This is a genomic window from Gordonia sp. SMJS1 (assembly GCF_029866425.1).
Classification (GTDB): Bacteria; Actinomycetota; Actinomycetes; order Mycobacteriales; family Mycobacteriaceae; genus Gordonia; species Gordonia hongkongensis.
The window spans coordinates 4,286,738-4,305,682 of the sequence record NZ_CP123381.1 but is presented as its reverse complement, the minus strand read 5'-3'; the positions used below and the strand labels follow the sequence as shown (position 1 = coordinate 4,305,682).

12 protein-coding genes and 4 pseudogenes are annotated in these 18,945 nt (G+C 67.5%); 8 read left to right on the top strand and 8 right to left on the bottom strand.

Annotation, left to right across the window (positions count from 1 at the left end):
- The first annotated feature begins 46 nt into the window (after window positions 1–46).
- A complete protein-coding gene (gene lysS, locus QAD21_RS19495) occupies window positions 47–1,615 on the top strand; it encodes a lysine--tRNA ligase (protein WP_207624940.1) in 1,569 nt (522 codons plus the stop codon).
- A gap of 96 nt (window positions 1,616–1,711) precedes the next feature.
- Here lysS and QAD21_RS19490 read toward each other — a convergent pair.
- From QAD21_RS19490 to QAD21_RS19480, 3 genes and pseudogenes are all read right to left on the bottom strand, one after another.
- Window positions 1,712–1,924: pseudogene (locus tag QAD21_RS19490) on the bottom strand (DUF559 domain-containing protein); the annotation flags it as partial.
- 97 nt (window positions 1,925–2,021) lie between these two features.
- Window positions 2,022–2,144, bottom strand: a complete 123-nt coding sequence (locus QAD21_RS19485) for a hypothetical protein (RefSeq protein ID WP_264186856.1) — start codon at window positions 2,142–2,144, stop codon at window positions 2,022–2,024.
- A 98-nt stretch (window positions 2,145–2,242) separates the two neighbouring features.
- Window positions 2,243–3,826 (bottom strand): FadD3 family acyl-CoA ligase, encoded by a 1,584-nt coding sequence (locus tag QAD21_RS19480; protein ID WP_226513985.1) that lies wholly within the window; start codon window positions 3,824–3,826, stop codon window positions 2,243–2,245.
- A 42-nt stretch (window positions 3,827–3,868) separates the two neighbouring features.
- On the opposite strand from QAD21_RS19480, the gene QAD21_RS19475 reads away from it, so the two are divergent.
- The 7 genes from QAD21_RS19475 to QAD21_RS19445 all read left to right on the top strand — a co-directional run bounded on the left by QAD21_RS19475 (window position 3,869) and on the right by QAD21_RS19445 (window position 13,315).
- Window positions 3,869–5,128, top strand: a complete 1,260-nt coding sequence (locus QAD21_RS19475; RefSeq protein WP_277243054.1) for an acyl-CoA dehydrogenase family protein — start codon at window positions 3,869–3,871, stop codon at window positions 5,126–5,128.
- 1 nt (window position 5,129) lies between these two features.
- The gene (locus tag QAD21_RS19470) at window positions 5,130–5,969 is read left to right on the top strand and encodes an SDR family oxidoreductase (RefSeq protein ID WP_226513983.1); all 840 of its coding nucleotides are present in this window, start codon (window positions 5,130–5,132) and stop codon (window positions 5,967–5,969) included.
- 37 nt (window positions 5,970–6,006) lie between these two features.
- Window positions 6,007–7,164 (top strand): acetyl-CoA C-acetyltransferase, encoded by a 1,158-nt coding sequence (locus tag QAD21_RS19465; protein WP_058249908.1) that lies wholly within the window; start codon window positions 6,007–6,009, stop codon window positions 7,162–7,164.
- 187 nt (window positions 7,165–7,351) lie between these two features.
- The gene (locus tag QAD21_RS19460; protein ID WP_280360098.1) at window positions 7,352–8,881 is read left to right on the top strand and encodes an aldehyde dehydrogenase family protein; all 1,530 of its coding nucleotides are present in this window, start codon (window positions 7,352–7,354) and stop codon (window positions 8,879–8,881) included.
- 87 nt (window positions 8,882–8,968) lie between these two features.
- Window positions 8,969–9,616, top strand: coding sequence for a TetR/AcrR family transcriptional regulator (locus tag QAD21_RS19455; protein ID WP_058249973.1), 648 nt, complete (start codon window positions 8,969–8,971; stop codon window positions 9,614–9,616).
- Between the two features lie 61 nt (window positions 9,617–9,677).
- Window positions 9,678–11,582 (top strand): ABC transporter ATP-binding protein, encoded by a 1,905-nt coding sequence (locus QAD21_RS19450; protein ID WP_280360091.1) that lies wholly within the window; start codon window positions 9,678–9,680, stop codon window positions 11,580–11,582.
- Window positions 11,579–13,315 (top strand): ABC transporter ATP-binding protein, encoded by a 1,737-nt coding sequence (locus tag QAD21_RS19445; protein WP_277243051.1) that lies wholly within the window; start codon window positions 11,579–11,581, stop codon window positions 13,313–13,315. The genes QAD21_RS19450 and QAD21_RS19445 overlap by 4 nt, the downstream gene beginning before the upstream one ends.
- A gap of 217 nt (window positions 13,316–13,532) precedes the next feature.
- Here QAD21_RS19445 and QAD21_RS19440 read toward each other — a convergent pair.
- From QAD21_RS19440 to QAD21_RS19420, 5 genes and pseudogenes are all read right to left on the bottom strand, one after another.
- Window positions 13,533–14,776: pseudogene (locus QAD21_RS19440) on the bottom strand (DUF222 domain-containing protein).
- Window positions 14,777–15,089: 313 nt separating this feature from the next.
- On the bottom strand, window positions 15,090–15,890 hold the full coding sequence (locus QAD21_RS19435; RefSeq protein ID WP_280360089.1) for an ATP-binding cassette domain-containing protein: 801 nt from the start codon (window positions 15,888–15,890) through the stop codon (window positions 15,090–15,092).
- Window positions 15,891–16,156: 266 nt separating this feature from the next.
- Window positions 16,157–17,268 (bottom strand): annotated as a pseudogene (locus tag QAD21_RS19430) (nitronate monooxygenase).
- Window positions 17,265–18,054 (bottom strand): annotated as a pseudogene (locus QAD21_RS19425) (CoA-transferase). The pseudogenes QAD21_RS19430 and QAD21_RS19425 overlap by 4 nt, the downstream one beginning before the upstream one ends.
- Window positions 18,051–18,944 (bottom strand): CoA-transferase, encoded by an 894-nt coding sequence (locus tag QAD21_RS19420; protein WP_280360088.1) that lies wholly within the window; start codon window positions 18,942–18,944, stop codon window positions 18,051–18,053. The pseudogene QAD21_RS19425 and the gene QAD21_RS19420 overlap by 4 nt, the downstream one beginning before the upstream one ends.
- Between the last annotated feature and the right edge of the window lies 1 nt (window position 18,945).

Genomic DNA, 18,945 nt, shown 5'->3' with positions numbered 1-18,945 from the left:
GACCCGGTTGTGGCCGCGGTCACCGCGCGGCAGTGAGTTGGAGTCGATGACCGGCCCCGATAGGGTGCGTGGGGTGAGTGACAGCCCGACCAGCACCGCCACCCCCGAAGCGACCGACGAGCAGACGCCCGAGCAGTTGCGCATCCGCCGCGAGAAGCGTGAGCGGATCCTGGCCGAGGGTCGTGAGGCCTACCCGGTCGCCATCCCGCGCACCCACAGCCTCGGTGAGATCCGCGCGGCCTACCCCGACCTCGAGGCCGGTACCGAGACCGGACAGCACGTCGGCGTGAGCGGACGCGTGATCTTCCTGCGCAACAAGGGCAAGCTCTGCTTCGCCACGCTGCAGGAGGGCGACGGCACGCAGCTGCAGGCGATGGTCAGCTTCAACGGCGTCGGCGAGGAAGCGCTGGCGCGGTGGAAGTCCGAGGTGGACCTCGGGGACATCGTGTTCATCTCGGGCGAGGTCATCAGCTCGCGCACCGGCGAACTCTCGGTGATGGCCGACGGCTGGCAGATGGCGTCGAAGTCGTTGCGGCCGTTGCCCGTCGCGCACAAGGACATGAACGAGGAGACTCGCGTCCGGCAGCGCTACGTCGACCTCATCATGCGCCCGGAGGCCCGCAGCATCGCCCGCACCCGGATCTCGGTGATCGCCGAACTCCGTGCGGCGCTGGGCCGTCGGGGTTTCCTCGAGGTCGAGACCCCGATGCTGCAGACCCTGCACGGTGGGGCGGCCGCGCGACCGTTCGTCACGCACTCCAATGCCTTCGACATCGACCTGTTCCTGCGCATCGCACCGGAACTGTTCCTCAAGCGCTGTGTGGTCGGCGGCATCGAGCGCGTCTTCGAGATCAACCGCAACTTCCGCAACGAGGGTGCCGACTCCACGCACTCGCCCGAGTTCGCGATGCTCGAGACCTATCAGGCCTACGGCACCTACGACGACTCCGCCGTCATGATCCGCGAACTCGTGCAAGAGGTTTCGCAGGCGGCGCTCGGCACCCAGACCCCGACCATGCCGGACGGTTCCACCTACGACCTCTCGGGTGAGTGGACCGCACTCGAGATGTACCCGTCGCTGTCGGAGGCGCTGGGCGAGCAGATCGTCCCGGCCGGCGCCGACGGGGAGACCACCGTCGAGCAACTGCTGGCCATCGCGGCGCGCGTCGGCCTCGAGATCCCGAAGGACAAGGGATACGGGCACGGCAAGCTCGTCGAGGAACTCTGGGAGCACATGGTCGGCGCGAAGCTGGACCGCCCGGTCTTCGTCCGCGACTTCCCGGTCGAGACCTCGCCACTCGTCCGCGCACACCGGTCGCAGATCGGCGTCGTGGAGAAGTGGGACCTCTACGTACGCGGCTTCGAGCTGGCGACCGGATACTCCGAACTCGTCGACCCCGTCATCCAGCGCGAGCGCTTCGCCGACCAGGCCCGCCTGGCCGCCGCCGGCGACGACGAGGCGATGGTCCTCGACGAAGAGTTCCTCGCCGCGATGGAGTACGGCATGCCCCCGACCACCGGCACCGGCATGGGCATCGACCGCCTGCTGATGGCCCTCACCGGCCTCGGCATCCGCGACACCATCCTGTTCCCGCTGGTGAAGCCCCGCTCCTGACCGGGATTTCGTAGCGCGGATACGCGCTATATCCGCATCTACGCTACGGATTTCCGTGTTCCAGGTGAACCGGAGGACAGTCCAGCCGTTGGCGACGACGTCGTTCTGTCGGGTGCGGTCTCGCTGGAATGCGACGGCGTCACTATGGAAAGCCATCCCATCGATCTCGATGGCGATCTTCGACGCCTCGAACGCGAAGTCGAGGACGTAGCCACACGCCGGCGTGTTGGCCGACCACCCCGTGAACCCGCTGCCGTCGAGTAGCTTCGCGGTGATCCGCTCCGCCTCCGACCTCGCGCCCGACGACATCGCCTCCAGCATCGCCCGCGCGCGTGGCGAACCCCGACGAGCCGCATCCGCATCCGATCGTCGACCGTCCGATCGGCCACCCGGAAGACACCTCGCGTCACCCGGACCCACTGTCCGGTCCGGACCCGATGCCGTCGGCCGATACGCCGTGCGAGTGTGCCTGATGCGTGGTGAAGACGCCGTCGTGGGAAGCGATCATGGCGCGCAGGTCGTCGGTCATACACACTTCGACGCACCGCACGTCCGGCCGGTTCCCAGCCCCGAATTTCGTAGCGTCAGTAAGTGAATAGCGCGCATTGGCGCTACGAAATCCCGGGGTCAGGTGAGGTTGCGCTTGAGGATCTTGCCCGACGCGTTGCGGGGGAACTCGTCGACGAAGACCACCGACCGGGGGATCTTGAAGTTGGCGAGGTGCTCCTTGGCGAACGCGATGACCTGCGCCTCGTCGAGGTCGGCGTCCGCCCGGACCGTCAGGTAGGCGCGGCCCACCTCGCCGAGCCGGTCGTCGGGCACGCCGACGACCGCGGACTCGGTGACACCGTCGAGCCGCGCGAGGGTCTGCTCGATCTCCGCGGGGTAGACGTTGAACCCGCCGCAGATGTACATGTCCTTCAGCCGGTCGGTGATCTTGAGGTTGCCGCGCTCGTCGAGGGTCCCGATGTCGCCGGTGTGCAGCCACCCGTCGGCGTCGATCGTCGCGGCGGTGGCCTCCGGGTCGTCGAGGTAGCCGACCATCACCATGTCTCCGCGCGCCAGCACCTCACCGTCGTCGGAGAGCGTGATCTCCATACCCGGGAACGCACGTCCGCAGGTGTTGGCGACCGTCGGATCGTCGTCGTCGGGGGTGCAGGTGGAGACGAAGCCGCTCGCCTCGGTCAGGCCGTAGGCGGTGATGACGGTGTCGACGCCCAGGTCGTGCTGGAGGCGTTCGACGAGGACGACGGGCACGATCGCCGCGCCGGTGATGACGATGCGCAGGCTCGAGAGATCGTGGTCGGCGCGCTTTGGGTCGTCGAGGATGGTCTGGAAGATGGTGGGCGCGCCCGGGAAGACCGTCGCGCGCTCGTCGGACACGAGCTTCATCGCCTGGTCCGGTGAATAGACGGCGAGTGGCAGCATGGTCACGCCGAACAGCACGCTCGGCAGGATGCCCGCCTTGTACCCGAAGGTGTGGAAGTACGGGTTGACCATCAGGTAGCGGTCGTCCGGGCCCAGGCCGGCGTTCGCGCCCCAGCCGTACGAGCCGGTCAGGGTCTGCCGGTGGGTCGCCAGCACACCCTTCGACTGTCCGGTCGTGCCGGAGGTGAAGAGGATGTCGGAGAGATCGTCGGGGGAGACGGCATCGGCGCGGCGGTCGGCTTCGACGAGGGCGTCGGGGGTTGCCCGAGTGAGGAACTCATCCCAGTCGACGGCACCGTCGAGCGGGGCGGCGTCGTCCGTGAGCGACACCCGGATCACGACGTCGGGCATCGTGGCGTGGTGATCGCGCAACAACTCGGCCGCATGATCGGCACCGAGGAACTCGCCGGACACGACGACGGCCCTGGCCCCGGACCGTTCGATGATCTCGATCGCCTCGCCCGCGGTGTAGCGGGTGTTGAGCGGAACGAGTGTGGCACCCGCGTAGTGGACGCCGAGCGCCGCAATCGGCCAGTGGAAGCTGTTCGGCGACCAGATGGCGACCCGGTCGCCGGCCTTGATACCCGAGGACACCAACGCTGCCGCGAAATCCCGGACGGACTCGTGGAGACGGGTCCAGGTCGACTCGATGCGCGGATGCGTCGAAGACTGCCACTGACCGTCGACGAGAGCGATACGGTCGGGCCAGGTCTGCGCCGCCCGGCGCAGTGCGGCCGGGGTCGTGGGCGTGGGGAGGACCTCGTGCAGTGGGGTCTGCGCCATGCGCCCAACCTAGCACTTGCTTGGTGAGTTATGCTAGCGCCCATGACCACGACGAATCTCGCCGATCGTGCCGTCGACCTGGGTGAATGGGCGAAATCGACACCGAACGCCACCACCGAGTTCGCGGCCGCGGTGCGTGCGTGGCTCGACGAGAACCTCGCCGGCGACTTCGCCGATCTGAAGGGTCGTGGGGGGCCGGGCAGCGAACACGAGTTCTTCGCCGAGCGCCTCGAATGGGATCGTCACCTCGCGCGCGCCGGGTGGACCTGCATCGGTTGGCCGGTCGAGTACGGCGGTCGTGGTGCGACGCTCGAACAGCGCATCATCTTCCATCGCGAGTACGCACGCGCCAACGCACCTGCGCGCGTGAATCATCTGGGTGAGGAACTGTTGGGCCCCACGCTCATCGCCTACGGGACCGACGAGCAGAAGCGGCGTTTCCTGCCCGGCATCGTCGATGTCACCGAATTGTGGTCGCAGGGCTACTCCGAGCCGGGCGCCGGATCGGACCTCGCGGGCGTGTCCACGTCGGCGCGGCTCGAAGACGGCAAGTGGATCATCAACGGCCAGAAGATCTGGACCTCGCTCGCCCACGTGGCGCAATGGGTGTTCGTGATCGCGCGTACCGAGAAGGGATCGTCGCGCCATGCCGGACTGAGTTTCCTGCTGGTGCCGCTCGACCAACCGGGCGTCACCGTCCGTCCGATCCAACAGCTCACCGGCACTTCGGAATTCAACGAGGTGTTCTTCGACGACGCGGAAACCGATGCCGATCTCATCGTCGGTGACCCGGGCGACGGCTGGAAGGTCGCGATGGGGCTGCTGCAGTTCGAGCGCGGGGTGTCGACGCTGGGTCAGCAGGTCGGATTCGCGCGCGAGCTGGGCAATCTCACCGATCTCGCGCGAGCCAACGGGGCGCTGGACGACCCGGAGATCGCGTCGCGGCTGGCCCGGGCGGATATCGGGTTGATGGTCATGCGCGCCCACGCCCAGCGGACACTCGACGGCGATGTCACTTCGCAAGCCGGCGCGGCGTCGGTCTCGAAACTGTTGTGGGCGAACTGGCATCGCGATCTCGGCGAACTCGCCATGGACGTCGTCGGCGCACCGGCGCTGATCGGTCCCGCCGCGACGGCGGAGGGCCGGGCCAACGACATCACCGACCCCGAGCACGTCGAACTGGACGAATGGCAACGGCTGTACCTCTTCACGCGTGCCGACACGATCTACGGCGGCTCGAACGAGGTGCAGCGCAACATCATCGCCGAGCGGGTGCTCGGCCTACCCCGAGAGGCACGCTGAGATGACCGGAATCGACGTCAACGGGGCGCATGCCGGCGGCCGGGCGGTCTCTCCGCTGGCCACACCGCCGGACGAGATCGCCGGCCACGGCCTGCTGCTGGGCAAGAAGGTCGTGGTGACCGCCGCCGCCGGGACGGGCATCGGCTTCGCGTCGGCACGACGCGCACTGCTCGAGGGTGCGGACGTGCTCATCAGCGACTGGCACGAGCGGCGTCTCGGTGAGGCCGCCGAGGAGCTCGCGGCCGAATTCCCCGACCGCACGGTCACCCAGCGCACCTGCAATGTCCAGGTCACCGCCGAGGTGGACGCGCTGATCGCCGACGCCGCAACCCAACTCGGACGCATCGATGTCCTGGTGAACAACGCCGGGCTCGGCGGCGAGACCCCGGTCGCCGAAATGACCGACGAGGAATGGGACCGCGTCCTCGACATCACCCTCACCGGCACCTTCCGTGCCACCCGTGCCGCCCTGCGGTACTTCGGCTCGGTCGAGCACAACGGGGTGATCGTGAACAACGCCTCCGTCCTCGGCTGGCGTGCCCAGCGCGGACAGGCGCACTACGCCGCGGCCAAGGCGGGCGTCATGGCGCTGACCCGGTGCTCCGCACTCGAAGCCGCCGACGTCGGGGTGCGCATCAACGCGATCGCGCCGTCCATCGCCAAACACCCGTTCCTGGCGAAGGTCACCAGCGACGACCTCCTCGACGAACTCGCCTCCCGCGAAGCCTACGGGCGTGCCGCCGAGGTCTGGGAGGTCGCCGCGACCGTCGCGATGCTCGCCAGCGACTACACCACCTACCTCACCGGCGAGGTCGTCTCGATCTCCAGCCAACGCGCTTGACGGACAACGACTTCCACCGAACCAAGGAGCACCGACCATGACCACACCCCAGGCCTACATCGTCGACGCCGTCCGCACCCCGGTCGGCAAGCGCAACGGCTCACTGGCCAAGACCCACCCCGCCGACCTCGGCGCCCACATCATCTCCGCCCTCGTCGAGCGCACCGGCATCGACCCCGCGGCCGTCGACGACGTGGTGTTCGGCTGCCTCGACACCATCGGTGGCCAGGCGGGCAACGTCGCCCGGACCGCATGGCTCGCAGCCGGTCTCCCGCTCGAGGTGCCCGGCACCACCGTCGACCGGCAGTGCGGGTCCAGCCAGCAGGCCATCCACTTCGCAGCGCAGGGCATCATGAGCGGAACCCAGGACATCGTCGTCGCCGGCGGCCTGCAGAACATGAGCGCCATCCCGATCTCGCAGGCGATGATCTCCGGCAAGGAGTTCGGATTCACCACGCCCACCGCCGAATCCGCCGGCTGGCAGGAACGTTTCGGCGACGCGCAGATCTCGCAGTTCCTCGGCGCCGACATGATGGCGAAGAAGTGGGACATCAGTCGCGAGGACATGGAGCGCTGGGCGCTGCAGTCGCACGAGCGGGCCCGGGCCGCGATCGCCGACGGCAAGTTCGACAACGAGAACGTCGCCCTCGGTGACTGCGTCGTCGATGAATGCCCGCGCGAGACCTCGATGGAGAAGATGGCCGGCCTGCAGGTCCTCGCCGATGGTTCCCGGCTCACCGCGGCCGTCGCCTCGCAGATCGCCGACGGGTCGTCGGCGACCCTCGTCGTCTCCGAACGCGCGCTGAAGGAACACAATCTGACACCGCGAGCCCGCATCCACCACCTGTCCGTGCGCGGCGACGACCCCGTGATGATGCTCTCCGCGCCGATCCCGGCCACCAAGTACGCCCTCGACAAGACCGGCATGTCCATCGACGACATCGACGTCGTCGAGATCAACGAGGCGTTCGCGCCGGTCGTGCTCGCGTGGCTCAAGGAGACCGGCGCGGACCCGGCGAAGGTCAACCCCAACGGTGGCGCCATCGCACTCGGTCACCCCCTCGGCGCCACCGGGGCCAAGCTGTTCGCCACCCTCCTCAACGAACTCGAGCGCACCGGCGGGCGCTACGGACTCCAGACGATGTGCGAGGGCGGCGGGACCGCCAACGTCACGATCATCGAGCGGCTCGGCTGAGCGACCCCTCTGCTACTCGAGCCAGAGTTCACCCCTCGACGTTCCCCTCTCGAGGCCGTACCATTCTGACAACAGGCGTGCCCACATACGGGTGTGATCTGGCGCATACTATTGTGTGGCACAGGCGGACCATTTCGTTCCAACCGCCGCACGTCAGGTGCAGCACGACCTAGCTGAGGGGATCTCGATGACCAAGCCTGCTGAGCACACCAGCACCGGCGCCACCGGCGCGACGCGTGGCGTCTCGTCGGAAGCGCATAGTTTGACCGAACTGGTCGAGATCCAGCGCGCGGCGTTCTTGCGCGACGGGATCCCCGACGCGGACACCCGCATCGACCGCATCACGCGGCTCGCGGCCCTGCTCCTCGACAACGCCGACGAGATCGCCGCCGCGCTGGCCGAGGACTTCGGTGCCCGCCCGCGCGAACTCTCGCTCGCCGCCGATGTGGCCGGCTGCATGATCGACCTCGCCCACCAGCGTCGCGGGGTCAAGGAGTGGATGGCCGAGTCCAAGGTCGCGAAGGTCCAGGGCCTGCTCGGATACAAGCAGAGCATCCGCCACGACCCGCTGGGCGTCGTCGGCATCATGGGGCCGTGGAACTTCCCGCTGCAGCTGACGGTCGTGCCCGCGGGTTCGGCGTTCGCGGCCGGCAACCGGGTCATCATGCGACCGTCGTCGGTGACCGCGAAGACCACCGACGTGATCGCGAAGCACGCACCGAACTACTTTTCGATCGAGGAGCTGGCGATCGCCACCTCCAAGCACGGCTCGGGATCGGACTTCGCCAAGCTCAAGGTCGACCACATGTTCTTCACCGGCTCGCCCGGCGTGGGCGCCTCGGTGGCCCAGGAGGCCGCGAAGAACCTGATCCCGGTCACCCTCGAACTCGGTGGCAAGAACCCGGCCGTCGTCGATGTCGACGCCGACATCGACAAGGCTGCGGCGATGCTCGCCGACGCCCGCATGGTCAACGGCGGCCAGGTGTGCCTGTGCCCGGACTACGTCTTCGTTCCCGAGGCCAAGCTCGGTGAGTTCACCGACAAGGTCGTCGCGCGGTGGACCGAGAACTTCCCGACGATCATCGACAACGAGCAGTTCACGTCGACGATCAATCAGAAGAACTACGAGCGGATCCTCGGGCTCATCGACGACGCCGAGCAGCTCGGCGCCACCAAGCGTCAGGTGATCCCCGGCGGCGAACCGCTGCCGGACGCCGAACGCCGCAAGATCCCGCCGACGCTGCTCACCGGGGTCAAGGCGGGCATGAAGATCGAGGAGGACGAGGTCTTCGGTCCGGTGCTGACCGTGTATCCCTACCGCGATCTGTCCGAGGTCATCAGCCAGATCGGCTCGCACCCGCATCCGCTGACCATGTACTGGTGCGGCGATCAGAACGAGCGGTTCCAGAAGCTGGCGGACAACACCCGCAGTGGTTCGATCAACGGCAACGACTTCGCCATCCACCTTTTCAGTGGCGAACTGCCGTTCGCCGGCGTCGGTAACAGCGGAATGGGCGGGTATCACGGCCGCACCGGTTTTGAGACCTTCAGCCATGCTCGGGCCGTCGCGTTCTCGACGCTGCCGGTCAGCGTTGCCGAGATGATGTCGCCACCGTTCCTGCCCAAGGACACCAGGCTGACCAACAACCAGTTGAAGCTGTGGAAGTTCTTCAACAACCGCGCCATGAAGAAGGCGCGCAAGCGCCTCGGCGCATAACATCGGTGCTCTTGGCCGGGATCTTCGTCCGACGGTCCCGGCCAAGCGCTTGCTAGGGTGAGCGCAGACTCTTCCAGGAGGATGCGCTTGTCACCACGAGGTCAGACCAGGATCGACGCGAACGGACGGACCGCTGCGAGCACCGCCGACGCGCCGACTCGTTCGTCGCGCCGGGACGAGTTGTTGGCGACCGCCGGGCGCATGTTCGCCGAGCAGGGACTGCGCTCGACGACTGTCCGGGACATCGCCGACGCGGCCGGAATCCTCTCTGGGAGTCTGTATCACCATTTCGACTCGAAGGAGTCGATGGTCGACGAGATCCTGCGGGGTTTTCTCGACGACCTGTTCGCTCGCTACCGGCAGATCGCGGCGTCGAGCAAGTCGGCGACCGAGACCCTGCGGGGCCTCGTCATCGCGTCGTTCGAGTCCATCGATGCCGAACGCAACGCGGTGGCGATCTACCAGGACGAGGCAAAGCGTCTTTCCGGCCAGGAACGTTTCGCCTACATCTCCGAACTGAACGTCGAATTCCGCCAGCTGTGGCAGTCGGTGCTGCAGCGCGGCGTAGAAAACGGGGAATTCCGGGCCGATCTCGACGTCGAACTCGTCTACCGCTTCATGCGCGACACCGTGTGGGTCGCCGTGCGGTGGTATCGGCCCGGGGGCTCGATGACGGTCGACTCGATCGCCGATCAGTACCTGTCGGTGGTCCTCGACGGCATCCTGCCGCGCTGACCACGCGCGTCGAAGTTAGGGTAGCTTTCCTTTCCCAGCGTCTGGCCGTTATTGTGCGCGTATGACAATTGGCGGAACCGATGTGGCCGCGCCGGCACCAGTCTCCGACGTCGACGTCGAACCCGACGATCCGAAAGCCGCGCGCGCTCAGGCCAGATCCGAGTCCAAGGCGAAAGCCGCTGCCCTCGCCGACGTCCTGGCCCCGGTGAAGAAGCGCACGATGCTCGCCCAGTTCGTCCAGATCTTCGCCTCCGCCGCCACGGTGGTGCCGTTCATCGGGATCGTCGAACTCGGGCGCATCCTGCTCGAACCGGGGCCGGTCGATTCCGGGCGCGTCTGGCTGGTCGTGTGGCTGGTGGTCGGTGGGCTCGGCGCTCGCGCCGCCTTCAGCTTCCTCGCGCTCGCGATCACCCACTTCGCCGATCTCGATCTCCAGGCGCAACTCCGAATCCGCATCGCGGACAAGCTGGGTCGGCTGCCGCTGGGGTGGTTCAGCCGGACCAGCTCGGGTGCGGTCCGCAAGTCGGTGCAGAACGATGTCGCCGACCTGCACTATCTCGTCGCGCACGCGACCGTCGAGGCCACGGCCGCGATGCTGTCGCCGATCTTCGCGCTGATCTACTGCTTCTACCTGGACTGGCGCCTGGGGCTGCTGGCGATCGCGACGGTGCCGCTGTACGCGCTGACGTACTCCTACATGGCTCGTGACCTGACGACCGAGATGGAGAAGATGGACAAGGGCGTCGCGCGGATCAGTGCCACCATCGTCGAGTTCATCTCGGGCGTCGCCGTCGTGAAGACCTTCGGACAGACCGGCAAGGCGCACCGGCGGTTCGTCGATGCCGCCGACGAGTTCAACGACGACTTCGCCGGCTACATGGGGCCGATGCTCCGCGTACAGGCGGTCACCACCGTGCTGATCAGCGCGCCGCTGATCCTGCTGGTCAACCTCGGAGTCGGGTACTGGCTCGTCGACAACGGGTGGGTCCAACCGATCGAACTCGTCGGGTCGACGCTGATCGCGATGGTGCTCCCGACCGCGCTGCTCACGGTCTCGACCGCGGTGCACACCCGTCAGCAGGCCTCGGCCGCCGCCCTGCGTATCGCCTCGTTGCTCGCCGAACCAGAGCTGACGGTTCCGGAGAACCCCCAGGTGCCCGCCGGGCACGATGTGCGGATCGAGAACGTGCACTTCACTTACCCGCCGCGCCTCGGAGTCCCGTCCGGGGTGAAGGCGCTCGACGGGGTCAGTGTCGAACTGGCCGAGGGAACCGTGACCGCTCTCGTCGGGCCGTCGGGAAGCGGTAAGTCGACGCTTGCGACGCTGCTGCCCCGCTTCGGCGATCCCGACTCCGGTGCGGTGCGCATCGGTGGGGTCGATGTCCGCGACATCCTGCCCACCGAGCTCTATCGCCACGTCGGGTTCGTGCTCCAGGACGTGCAGCTGCTGACGATGTCGGTGCGCGACAACATCCGGCTCGGCCGTCCGGACGCAAGTGACGAGCAGGTCTACGACGCCGCCCGCGCCGCCCAGATCCACGACCGCATCCTCGAGCTGCCCGACGGCTACGACACCGTGGTCGGCGACGGGGCACACTTCTCCGGCGGTGAGGCGCAACGTGTCTCGATCGCGCGGGCCCTGCTCGCCGACACCCCGATCCTCGTCCTCGACGAGGCCACCGCCTTCGCCGACCCGGAGTCGGAGGCGCAGATCCAGCAGGCCATCGGCGCGTTGATGGTCGGGCGCACGGTGCTCGTCATCGCGCACCGTCTGGGCTCGATCACGCACGCGGACAACATCGTCGTCCTGGATCGGGGTCGGGTCGTCGAACAGGGTCGGCAGGACGAACTGGTCGCCCGCGGCGGGTTGTACGCGTCGATGTGGGCCTCCTACGAGGCCGGGACCACCAGGCAGGACGAGGAGATTGCGCGGGGCGCGGTCACGAGCAGCGAGGCGGCACGATGATCCGCGGTTTCTACACGATCCTGGGTTCCGAACGGGCCCGGATGGTCGTCTTCCTGACCTGGGTGGTCGTCTACGGCGTCGCGCAGGGTCTGGCGATGCTGACCCTGGTCCCGATCGTCGAACACCTGCTGACCGGTGACCTCTCCGCCGCCGCGATGTGGTTGTGGCCGTTGGCCGTACTGGTCGTCATCTGTGCGGTCAGTGCCTACGTGCAGTCGCTCAAGGGCATGACGATGGCGCTCTACGCGATGCGCATGCTGCACCACCGTCTCGGCGATCACATGGTCACGCTGCCGCTCGGCTGGTTCACCCGCGACCGCGTCGGTGACGTCTCCCAGATCGCGGTCAAGGGAACGATGTTCGTGGGCAGTACCGGCGCGCACTACATCACCCCGGTCGTCGTCAACATGGTGAGCTCCGTCGTGGTCGTCATCGGTATCTGCTTCTTCGACTGGCGCATCGGTCTTCTGATGGTCGCCGGGACGCTGCTGCTGATGTACGTCGGCAAGCTGTCGAGTTCGTTCCTCGCGAAGTCCGAGGGCCGTAAGCGTGCCGAGGCCGTCAAGGTCAACAACCGGGTCCTGGAGTTCGCCCGCTGCCAGGCGGTGCTGCGGGCCTTCGGCGACTCGGACTCCGCGCACAAGCCGCTCGCCGACGCACTCGGACAACAAGCACGCGTGGGCAAGTCGATGCTCTGGCGCTCGATCCTCGGCATCCTGCTGAACGGACTGTCGGTGCAGGTCGTCTTCAGTGCCGTGCTCGCGCTCGGCGCGGGGCTGGCCGTGGCGGGCCACATCGAGCCGGCCCTGCTGATCGCCGTCTTCGGCCTCGCCGCACGCTTCTTCGGCCCGATCGGTGAACTCGCCGAACTGGGTTCGACGCTGCGTATGTCCACCGATGAGATCAACCGCATCACCGGGGTGCTCGACACCGACCGGATGCCCACCCCCGATCAACCCACGCCGATCACCGAACCGGGTGCTGTCGAACTCGACGGTGTCGCTTTCGGATACGAGACCGGCGCGCAGGTACTGCGCGATGTGTCCCTGCGAGCCCGCCCCGGCACGATGACTGCACTCGTCGGCCCGTCGGGGTCGGGTAAGTCGACGATCTTCCGGCTGATCGCCCGGTTCTACGACGTCGACGGCGGCGTCGTGAAGGTCGGCGGCGTCGACGTTCGCGAGCAGGAGACGGGTGCGCTGATGGGGCAGCTGTCCCAGGTGTTCCAGGACGTCTACCTGTTCGACGACACCCTGTGGGAGAACATCAAACTCGGACGGCCAGATGCGACCGACGACGAGATCCGAGCAGCCGCCGAGACCGCGGGGGTCACCTCGATCGTCGACCGGCTGCCCGATGGCTGGCAGACCGTCGTCGGTGAGGGCGGTTCGGCCCTGTCCGGCGGTGAGCGGCAACGAGTCTCGATCGCACGCGCCCTGCTGAAGGACGCGCCGATCGTGCTGTTCGACGAGGCGACCAGCGCTCTCGATCCCGAGAACGAGTCCCACGTCGCGGAATCCATCCGCCGGCTCGCCGACTGCAGCACGGTGCTGGTCATCGCGCACAAGCTGTCCACCGTGATCGCCGCCGACCAGATCGTCGTGCTCGACGACCAGGGCGGCGTCGACGACATCGGTACCCACGACGAACTGCTCACCCGCGGCGGGCGTTACACCGAGTTCTGGAACCAGCGGACCGCAGCTGCCGGCTGGACGCTGACGCCGTCGGCTTAGGCGCGCCCTTCCGAGGCGGTGAGAGCGGGCTGGACCCGTCGACCTCGTTCCGAGGCCGATCGCCCCCCGGGATCTCGGAGCGAAATTGCGCAACGCGCAAGAGATTTTCGCTACCAGATCCCGGCGGCCCGGGCTTGTTGAACACTGTGGAGTTGTCAAAGGTCGTGTGGCGTCGGTCGGTGTCGACGCCGGAGGGTCTGGTGGGGGCGGGGTGCGGTTAGACGAGTGCGTCGTCGAGTCGCATGGTGCGCCGGTTGTAAGCTGGCCGAGGTAGACGCCGCGGGTCGATATCGGCCGGTGGGATCAACCACGGATGACGATCAGGGCCCATCACCACCTCCCACCCATGATGATGCACCTGGGTGTGACAGCGCTGACACAGTAGACATCCGTTGTCCAGATCAGTCGGTCCGCCGTCAGCCCATGGCACCAGATGATGCACCTGCGTATGCGCCGCTGGTGCACCGCATTTCACGCAACACACATCCCGCACGACGATCGCTTGCCGCAGGTGATGCGGAAACAACCGCTTCGTCGTCCCCATCCGGAGCGGCACCCCCTCGTCGTCGAGGACGATATCGGCGACCCCGCCGTCACACGACAACCTACGTGCTGTCGATGCCGTGACTGCGCCCACCCACGGCAGAAGCGCCGGGCCCACACCATCAGCGGGGATAATCACCAGTACCTGGGTGCGGGGTGCACCTGCGGTGGTCATCGTCGCACCAACCGCGGCCTGGTCTAGTAGGAGTTCCAGACCGTCCGCACGACGCTGCCCGACATCACGGCGGTCCTCGGCCCCGTCGGGTTCGGGACGCGGACAGGAGCGTTCGTCGATCATCGCCAGGAACTTCTCGCCGATCACCGCCGTCACATCGCCGGTGATCGCGACCCGGCCCTCGTCGGTCAACCGCGCGTGCACCGTGTTCAACGACGCATCATCGGCCGGCGTCACCGCGTTCGGATTCGTGTCGGCGACCCGAACGGCGATACTCCTGGCGTGAATGCCGATCTCGGCGGGGGTGGCCCCGGAGAACGCTTGCGCCAGTAGTTCGCTCTCGAACTCCGACCGGTCATCGTCGGTCAGCGCGGCGCTGCCTGTTTGTCGATGAAAGCGATACCGCGGACCACGGCATCGACACACTCGGCCGCGAGATACCCGTCGGCGGCGCAGTCGGCGACTTTCGGCAACGATCCCAGTCCGGCGGCGATCCGTGCACCGCGGTGCGCGGCCGTCGGGGGCATGCCCATCTCGATCAGCCAGGATCGGGTCGTCGACCCTGCTCGCGCCGGTGCTCCCGAATCCTCCAACAGGGCGATGTGGACGGCGATCTGGTGATCGAGGACGTTGCGTAGCACGCGTAGTTCGTTGAGTCGCTCGACCGCCGCGCGACCACTCCGGTCGTCGGGCGGGGGTTGCAGACCGATGAGGGTGTCGCGGAGTTGGGTGATCGAGGTCATGACTCCAAGGTACTCGCCAAAAGGTTCGACGACGAGATTTCTCCACAGCCCGAAGATCGTCGATTTGTACTGCGCGACAACCGATGCCACATACGCATCAGCGGTGAACCGCAGTGAACCGTGGTGAACAGAAACCCCACCAGTCACACGGTGGCTAGCCGAGCAGAGGGCCCGGGTTCGCCACCGACCTCGGAGCGCACGAAATCTGCAGGGCCATCTCGTTGCCGGCGGCCTTCGCACCGGGGACCTGAGGAGCGTGTCCGCTCTGCCAACTGCTCGGGGATTGGCGGGCCCGTACTCGCGGTGCTCGAGTTCAGGGAGCAGTGGTCGCGACGCCCCGCGCCGACCACCGCCCTTCCTGGTGGGCGATCTCGATCGGGTAGTCGAAGCACTCGGTCACCAGGGCTGTGGTGAGAATGTCGTGAACCGGCCCCGCGGCGAGGATTCGGCCGCCGGTCACCAGCACGGCATGCGTGGTCGTCTCGGGAAGTTCCTCGAGGTGATGGGTGACGAGCACCGTCGCGAGATCGGGATGTTTCCGGTGCAGCCGGTCGACGGTCTTCAGAAGACGCTCGCGGGCAGCCACATCGAGGCCGGTCGACGGTTCGTCGAGCAGCAGGAGTCGAGGATCGGACAGCAACGCGCGGGCGATCAGGGTCCGGCCGCGTTCGCCCTGCGACAGGTTCGTCCACGGCGCCGACGCGAGCGCGCTCAAGCCGAGCATCTCGATCAGTTCGTCGGCGCGGGCCAGTGTCCCCGGTGCGGGTTCCCGGTGGTCCATCAGCTCGGTCGTGCCGGTCGCACCGGTCAGCACGACCTCGCGGATCGACAGCGGCGACCGCAGCGGATGCCGCGGATTGACGTGGCCGATGGACTCGCGCAGCTTCCGGGTCTCGACGCGCCCCAGTTGGTGTCCGAGGACATGGACGGTCCCGCGCGTCGGATGCTGTTCCGCGCCGCACAGGCTCAGGATCGTCGACTTGCCGGCGCCGTTCGGGCCGATGAGCGCCCACCGCTCGCCGGCGCGGATGGTGAGGTCGATGTCGGCGAGGATCGCGCGGGACTGCCGCATGAAGTCGACCGAATTCAGGCGCAGGACTTCCGGGGTCGTCACGGTCCGAAGGTACCGGACCCTTCGTGACGGCCCTCCGCAAGCTCCGGGCCTCCTCAGGGGGGGTGACGGCCCTCCGCAAGCTCCGGGCCTCCTCAGGGAGCGGAGGGTGACGGGCCGCCCTGCGCTGCCTGAGGTGCGAGGACCCTTCGTGACGGCCCTCCGCAAGCTCCGGGCCTCCTCAGGGGGCAGGGGGTGACGGCCCTCCGCAAGCTCCGGGCCTCCTCAGGGGGCGGGGGTGACAGCCCTCCGCACGCTCCGGGGCGCCCCTAGCCCAACGACCCGAGCGCCTTCAGCCGTTCGTGTGCCTGCGTCATGATCGACTGGATCAACTCGTCACAGCTGGGTAGATCGTCGATCATGCCGACGACCTGGCCGGAGGCGAGCACGCCGGCGCGGGTGTCACCTTCGACGAGGCCGGCCTTGAGCAGCATGGGGGTGTTGCCCGCCATGATGACCTGCTGCCACGTGCGTTCGCCCGACTTCTTCATCGTGCGCCCGTCTTTGAGCATCGTCGTCCAGCGCATGCCGGTCATCTGCTTGAACTCGTTGGCATTGCGGGCCGCGGCGACGAGGGCCCGGGCCGGCTCCCGCTCTCGAGCGCCTCCACCAGCGGGGTACGCAACACGCGGTGCGGCATGCCGTCGACCTTGACCGAGACAACCGTGTCGCCGAGACCGCGGGCGAGGTACTCCTGCTTCACGGAGTCGGGCACGGCACTGTCCGACGTCAGCAGGAACCGGGTGCCCATGGCCACGCCCTGCGCCCCGTAGGCGAGTGCGGCGGCGAGCCCACGGCCGTCGAAGAACCCGCCCGCGGCGACCACCGGCATGTCGATACCCTTGGCGGACAGCGCATCCAGCACCGACGGCAGCAGCAGGGTGGTGGCGACAGGTCCGGTGTGACCACCGCCCTCGCCGCCCTGGACGATCACCGCGTCGGCACCCCACGAGGCGACCTTGACGGCATGTTTGGCCGCACCGATCGACGGGATCACGACGATGCCGTTGTCCTTGAGCTTCGCGATCAGTTCGGGTTTCGGGGCCAGCGCGAAGGAGGCGACCTTGACGCCCTCTCGGATCAACAGGTCGATGCGTTCGGGGGCATCGGTCGCGTCGGCGCGCATGTTCACACCGAATGGCCTGTCCGTCAACGATTTCGTCTTGGTGATGGCCGCCTCGAGTTCCGCGAACGTCATCGTGGCCGATGCCAGGATGCCCAGCCCGCCGGCGTTCGAGGTGGCCGAGGTCAGCGACGGTCCGGACACCCATCCCATACCGGTCTGGACGATCGGGTACTCGATGCCGACGAGCTCGGTGAACGACGTCGACAGTCCGGCGGCGCGCGCGGGGCTCGGTTGTGCGCTGGTGGGACTGCTCATCGGACTTCCTTGTTGCGAACGCCCTTCGGGTCGAGGACGTCCCGGATCAGACCGAGTTCCTCTACTGTCGGCCGGCGCGTTTCGGGTGCGTCGGCAAGGCCTTCGACCTCGAAGCCGGTGTTCTCGGCGACCTCGTCGGCGCCGACCCCGGGATGCAGGGACAGGGCCCGCATGGTGTGGCCTGGTCCGCCGAAGTCGAAGACGCCGAGGTTGGTGACCACGCGATGGATGTTCAGGTCGTCGAAGGCCGGGTTCTCCGGATCGACCTTGTCGAAACCGACGCCCGACACGATGTCGACGGACTCGCCGAAGACGCGCGCGGTGTGGCGGGCCACCCAGTAGCTGGTGGGGTGGTTGATGGTGTTGCCGGGCGCGCCACGCACACCGAACATCTGGCGAGTGGGGTGCTGCAACGGACCGAACGCCGACAGGTTCTGGTTGCCGTGCCGGTCGATCTGGTTGGCGCCCATGACAACATGGCGCCGACCCGATGCCACGACGTCGAACACCTTGCGGAACGGCATCCACCCCTCGATCGGCCCGGTCTTCCCGATCGGCGGGGTGTCGGCGAGGATCAGCGCCTCGCCGTCGGTGATCAGCAGGTCGGGTTCGGTGGTGAGACGCGCGAGCCGGGCGCCGAGCAGGGGAGTGGGCGCCATCGGCGAGGCCATGATCTCGCGCGCCGGCGAAGATGTCGGCGCAGGAGATCACGCAGTACTCGGCGCGGGTGGGTTCATCCGTACCGGACGATTCACCGGGCGTGGTCGCGGTTTCGGCGGTGCTCACTGTCCGGTCTCCTTCTGCTCGTCCTGCCAGGCGGTCACTTCTCGCTGGTAGGTCTGTTCGTCGACCTGGAGGAATCGGCGCGAGAACGCGTCCCAGGTCTCGGGCTCCTTCGCCGACGCCACATAGAACTGCTGGAACTTCTCGTCGCGCCCGTAGTCACCGGCGAACGTGAAGTGCGCACCGTTGGGCGCGTGGACGACCCGGTCCACGGCCATGCGGTTGAGCAGAAGGCGCTGGTGCGGAACGGTTTTGACGAGCACCTCGGTGGAGACGATCTGATCGGCCTCGAGATAACGTCGTTCCGCGGCCGCGCAGTAGAGGTCGTCGAAGTACGGGTCGACCCCGGTGTAGGCGGCATTGCCGTGGGCATCGGCCAGATCCAGGTGTACGAAGGTGGCGTCGAGCTTCAGTGCCGGCATGGCCACCAGCGTCTGCGTCCGACCGTCGGCGTCGGGATAGGGCGAGGTGACGGTCTTCAGCTCACCCTCCCAGAAGTTGAGGACGTCCGAGCCGAGGCCGGCACGAATGGGCAGGAACGGCACGCGTGCGGCGGCCGCTTCGAGGCCGCATTTCACCATGCCCTCGTCCATCTCGCGTACCTCGATCTCGCCGTTGGTGCGCGCCTTGGCGAACCACGGATCGTAGAACGGAGCCGAGTCGAGGGAGACGAAGCCGTAGTACGCGCGGCGCACCTTCCCTGCCGCGCAGAGCAATCCGAGGTCGGGGCCACCGTAGGTCACCACGGTGAGGTCCTTGACGTCGGAGCGGGCGAGCGCACGGACCAGCGCCATCGGCTTGCGGCGCGAACCCCATCCGCCGATGCCGATGGTCATGCCGTCGCGCAGCTCGGCGATGACGTCGTCGAAAGTGCTTGTCTTGTCGGTGGGCATG

What these genes read in the sequence shown, in the direction of transcription:
- QAD21_RS19480 (WP_226513985.1), bottom strand. Translation starts at nt 3,826, where the DNA reads ATGGCGCAGACCCCACTGCACGAGGTCCTCCCCACGCCCACGACCCCG.
- lysS (WP_207624940.1), top strand. Translation starts at nt 47, where the DNA reads ATGACCGGCCCCGATAGGGTGCGTGGGGTGAGTGACAGCCCGACCAGC.
- QAD21_RS19465 (WP_058249908.1), top strand. Translation starts at nt 6,007, where the DNA reads ATGACCACACCCCAGGCCTACATCGTCGACGCCGTCCGCACCCCGGTC.
- QAD21_RS19485 (WP_264186856.1), bottom strand. Translation starts at nt 2,144, where the DNA reads ATGACCGACGACCTGCGCGCCATGATCGCTTCCCACGACGGCGTCTTC.
- QAD21_RS19450 (WP_280360091.1), top strand. Translation starts at nt 9,678, where the DNA reads ATGACAATTGGCGGAACCGATGTGGCCGCGCCGGCACCAGTCTCCGAC.
- QAD21_RS19470 (WP_226513983.1), top strand. Translation starts at nt 5,130, where the DNA reads ATGACCGGAATCGACGTCAACGGGGCGCATGCCGGCGGCCGGGCGGTC.
- QAD21_RS19460 (WP_280360098.1), top strand. Translation starts at nt 7,352, where the DNA reads ATGACCAAGCCTGCTGAGCACACCAGCACCGGCGCCACCGGCGCGACG.
- QAD21_RS19475 (WP_277243054.1), top strand. Translation starts at nt 3,869, where the DNA reads ATGACCACGACGAATCTCGCCGATCGTGCCGTCGACCTGGGTGAATGG.
- QAD21_RS19445 (WP_277243051.1), top strand. Translation starts at nt 11,579, where the DNA reads ATGATCCGCGGTTTCTACACGATCCTGGGTTCCGAACGGGCCCGGATG.
- QAD21_RS19420 (WP_280360088.1), bottom strand. Translation starts at nt 18,944, where the DNA reads ATGCCCACCGACAAGACAAGCACTTTCGACGACGTCATCGCCGAGCTG.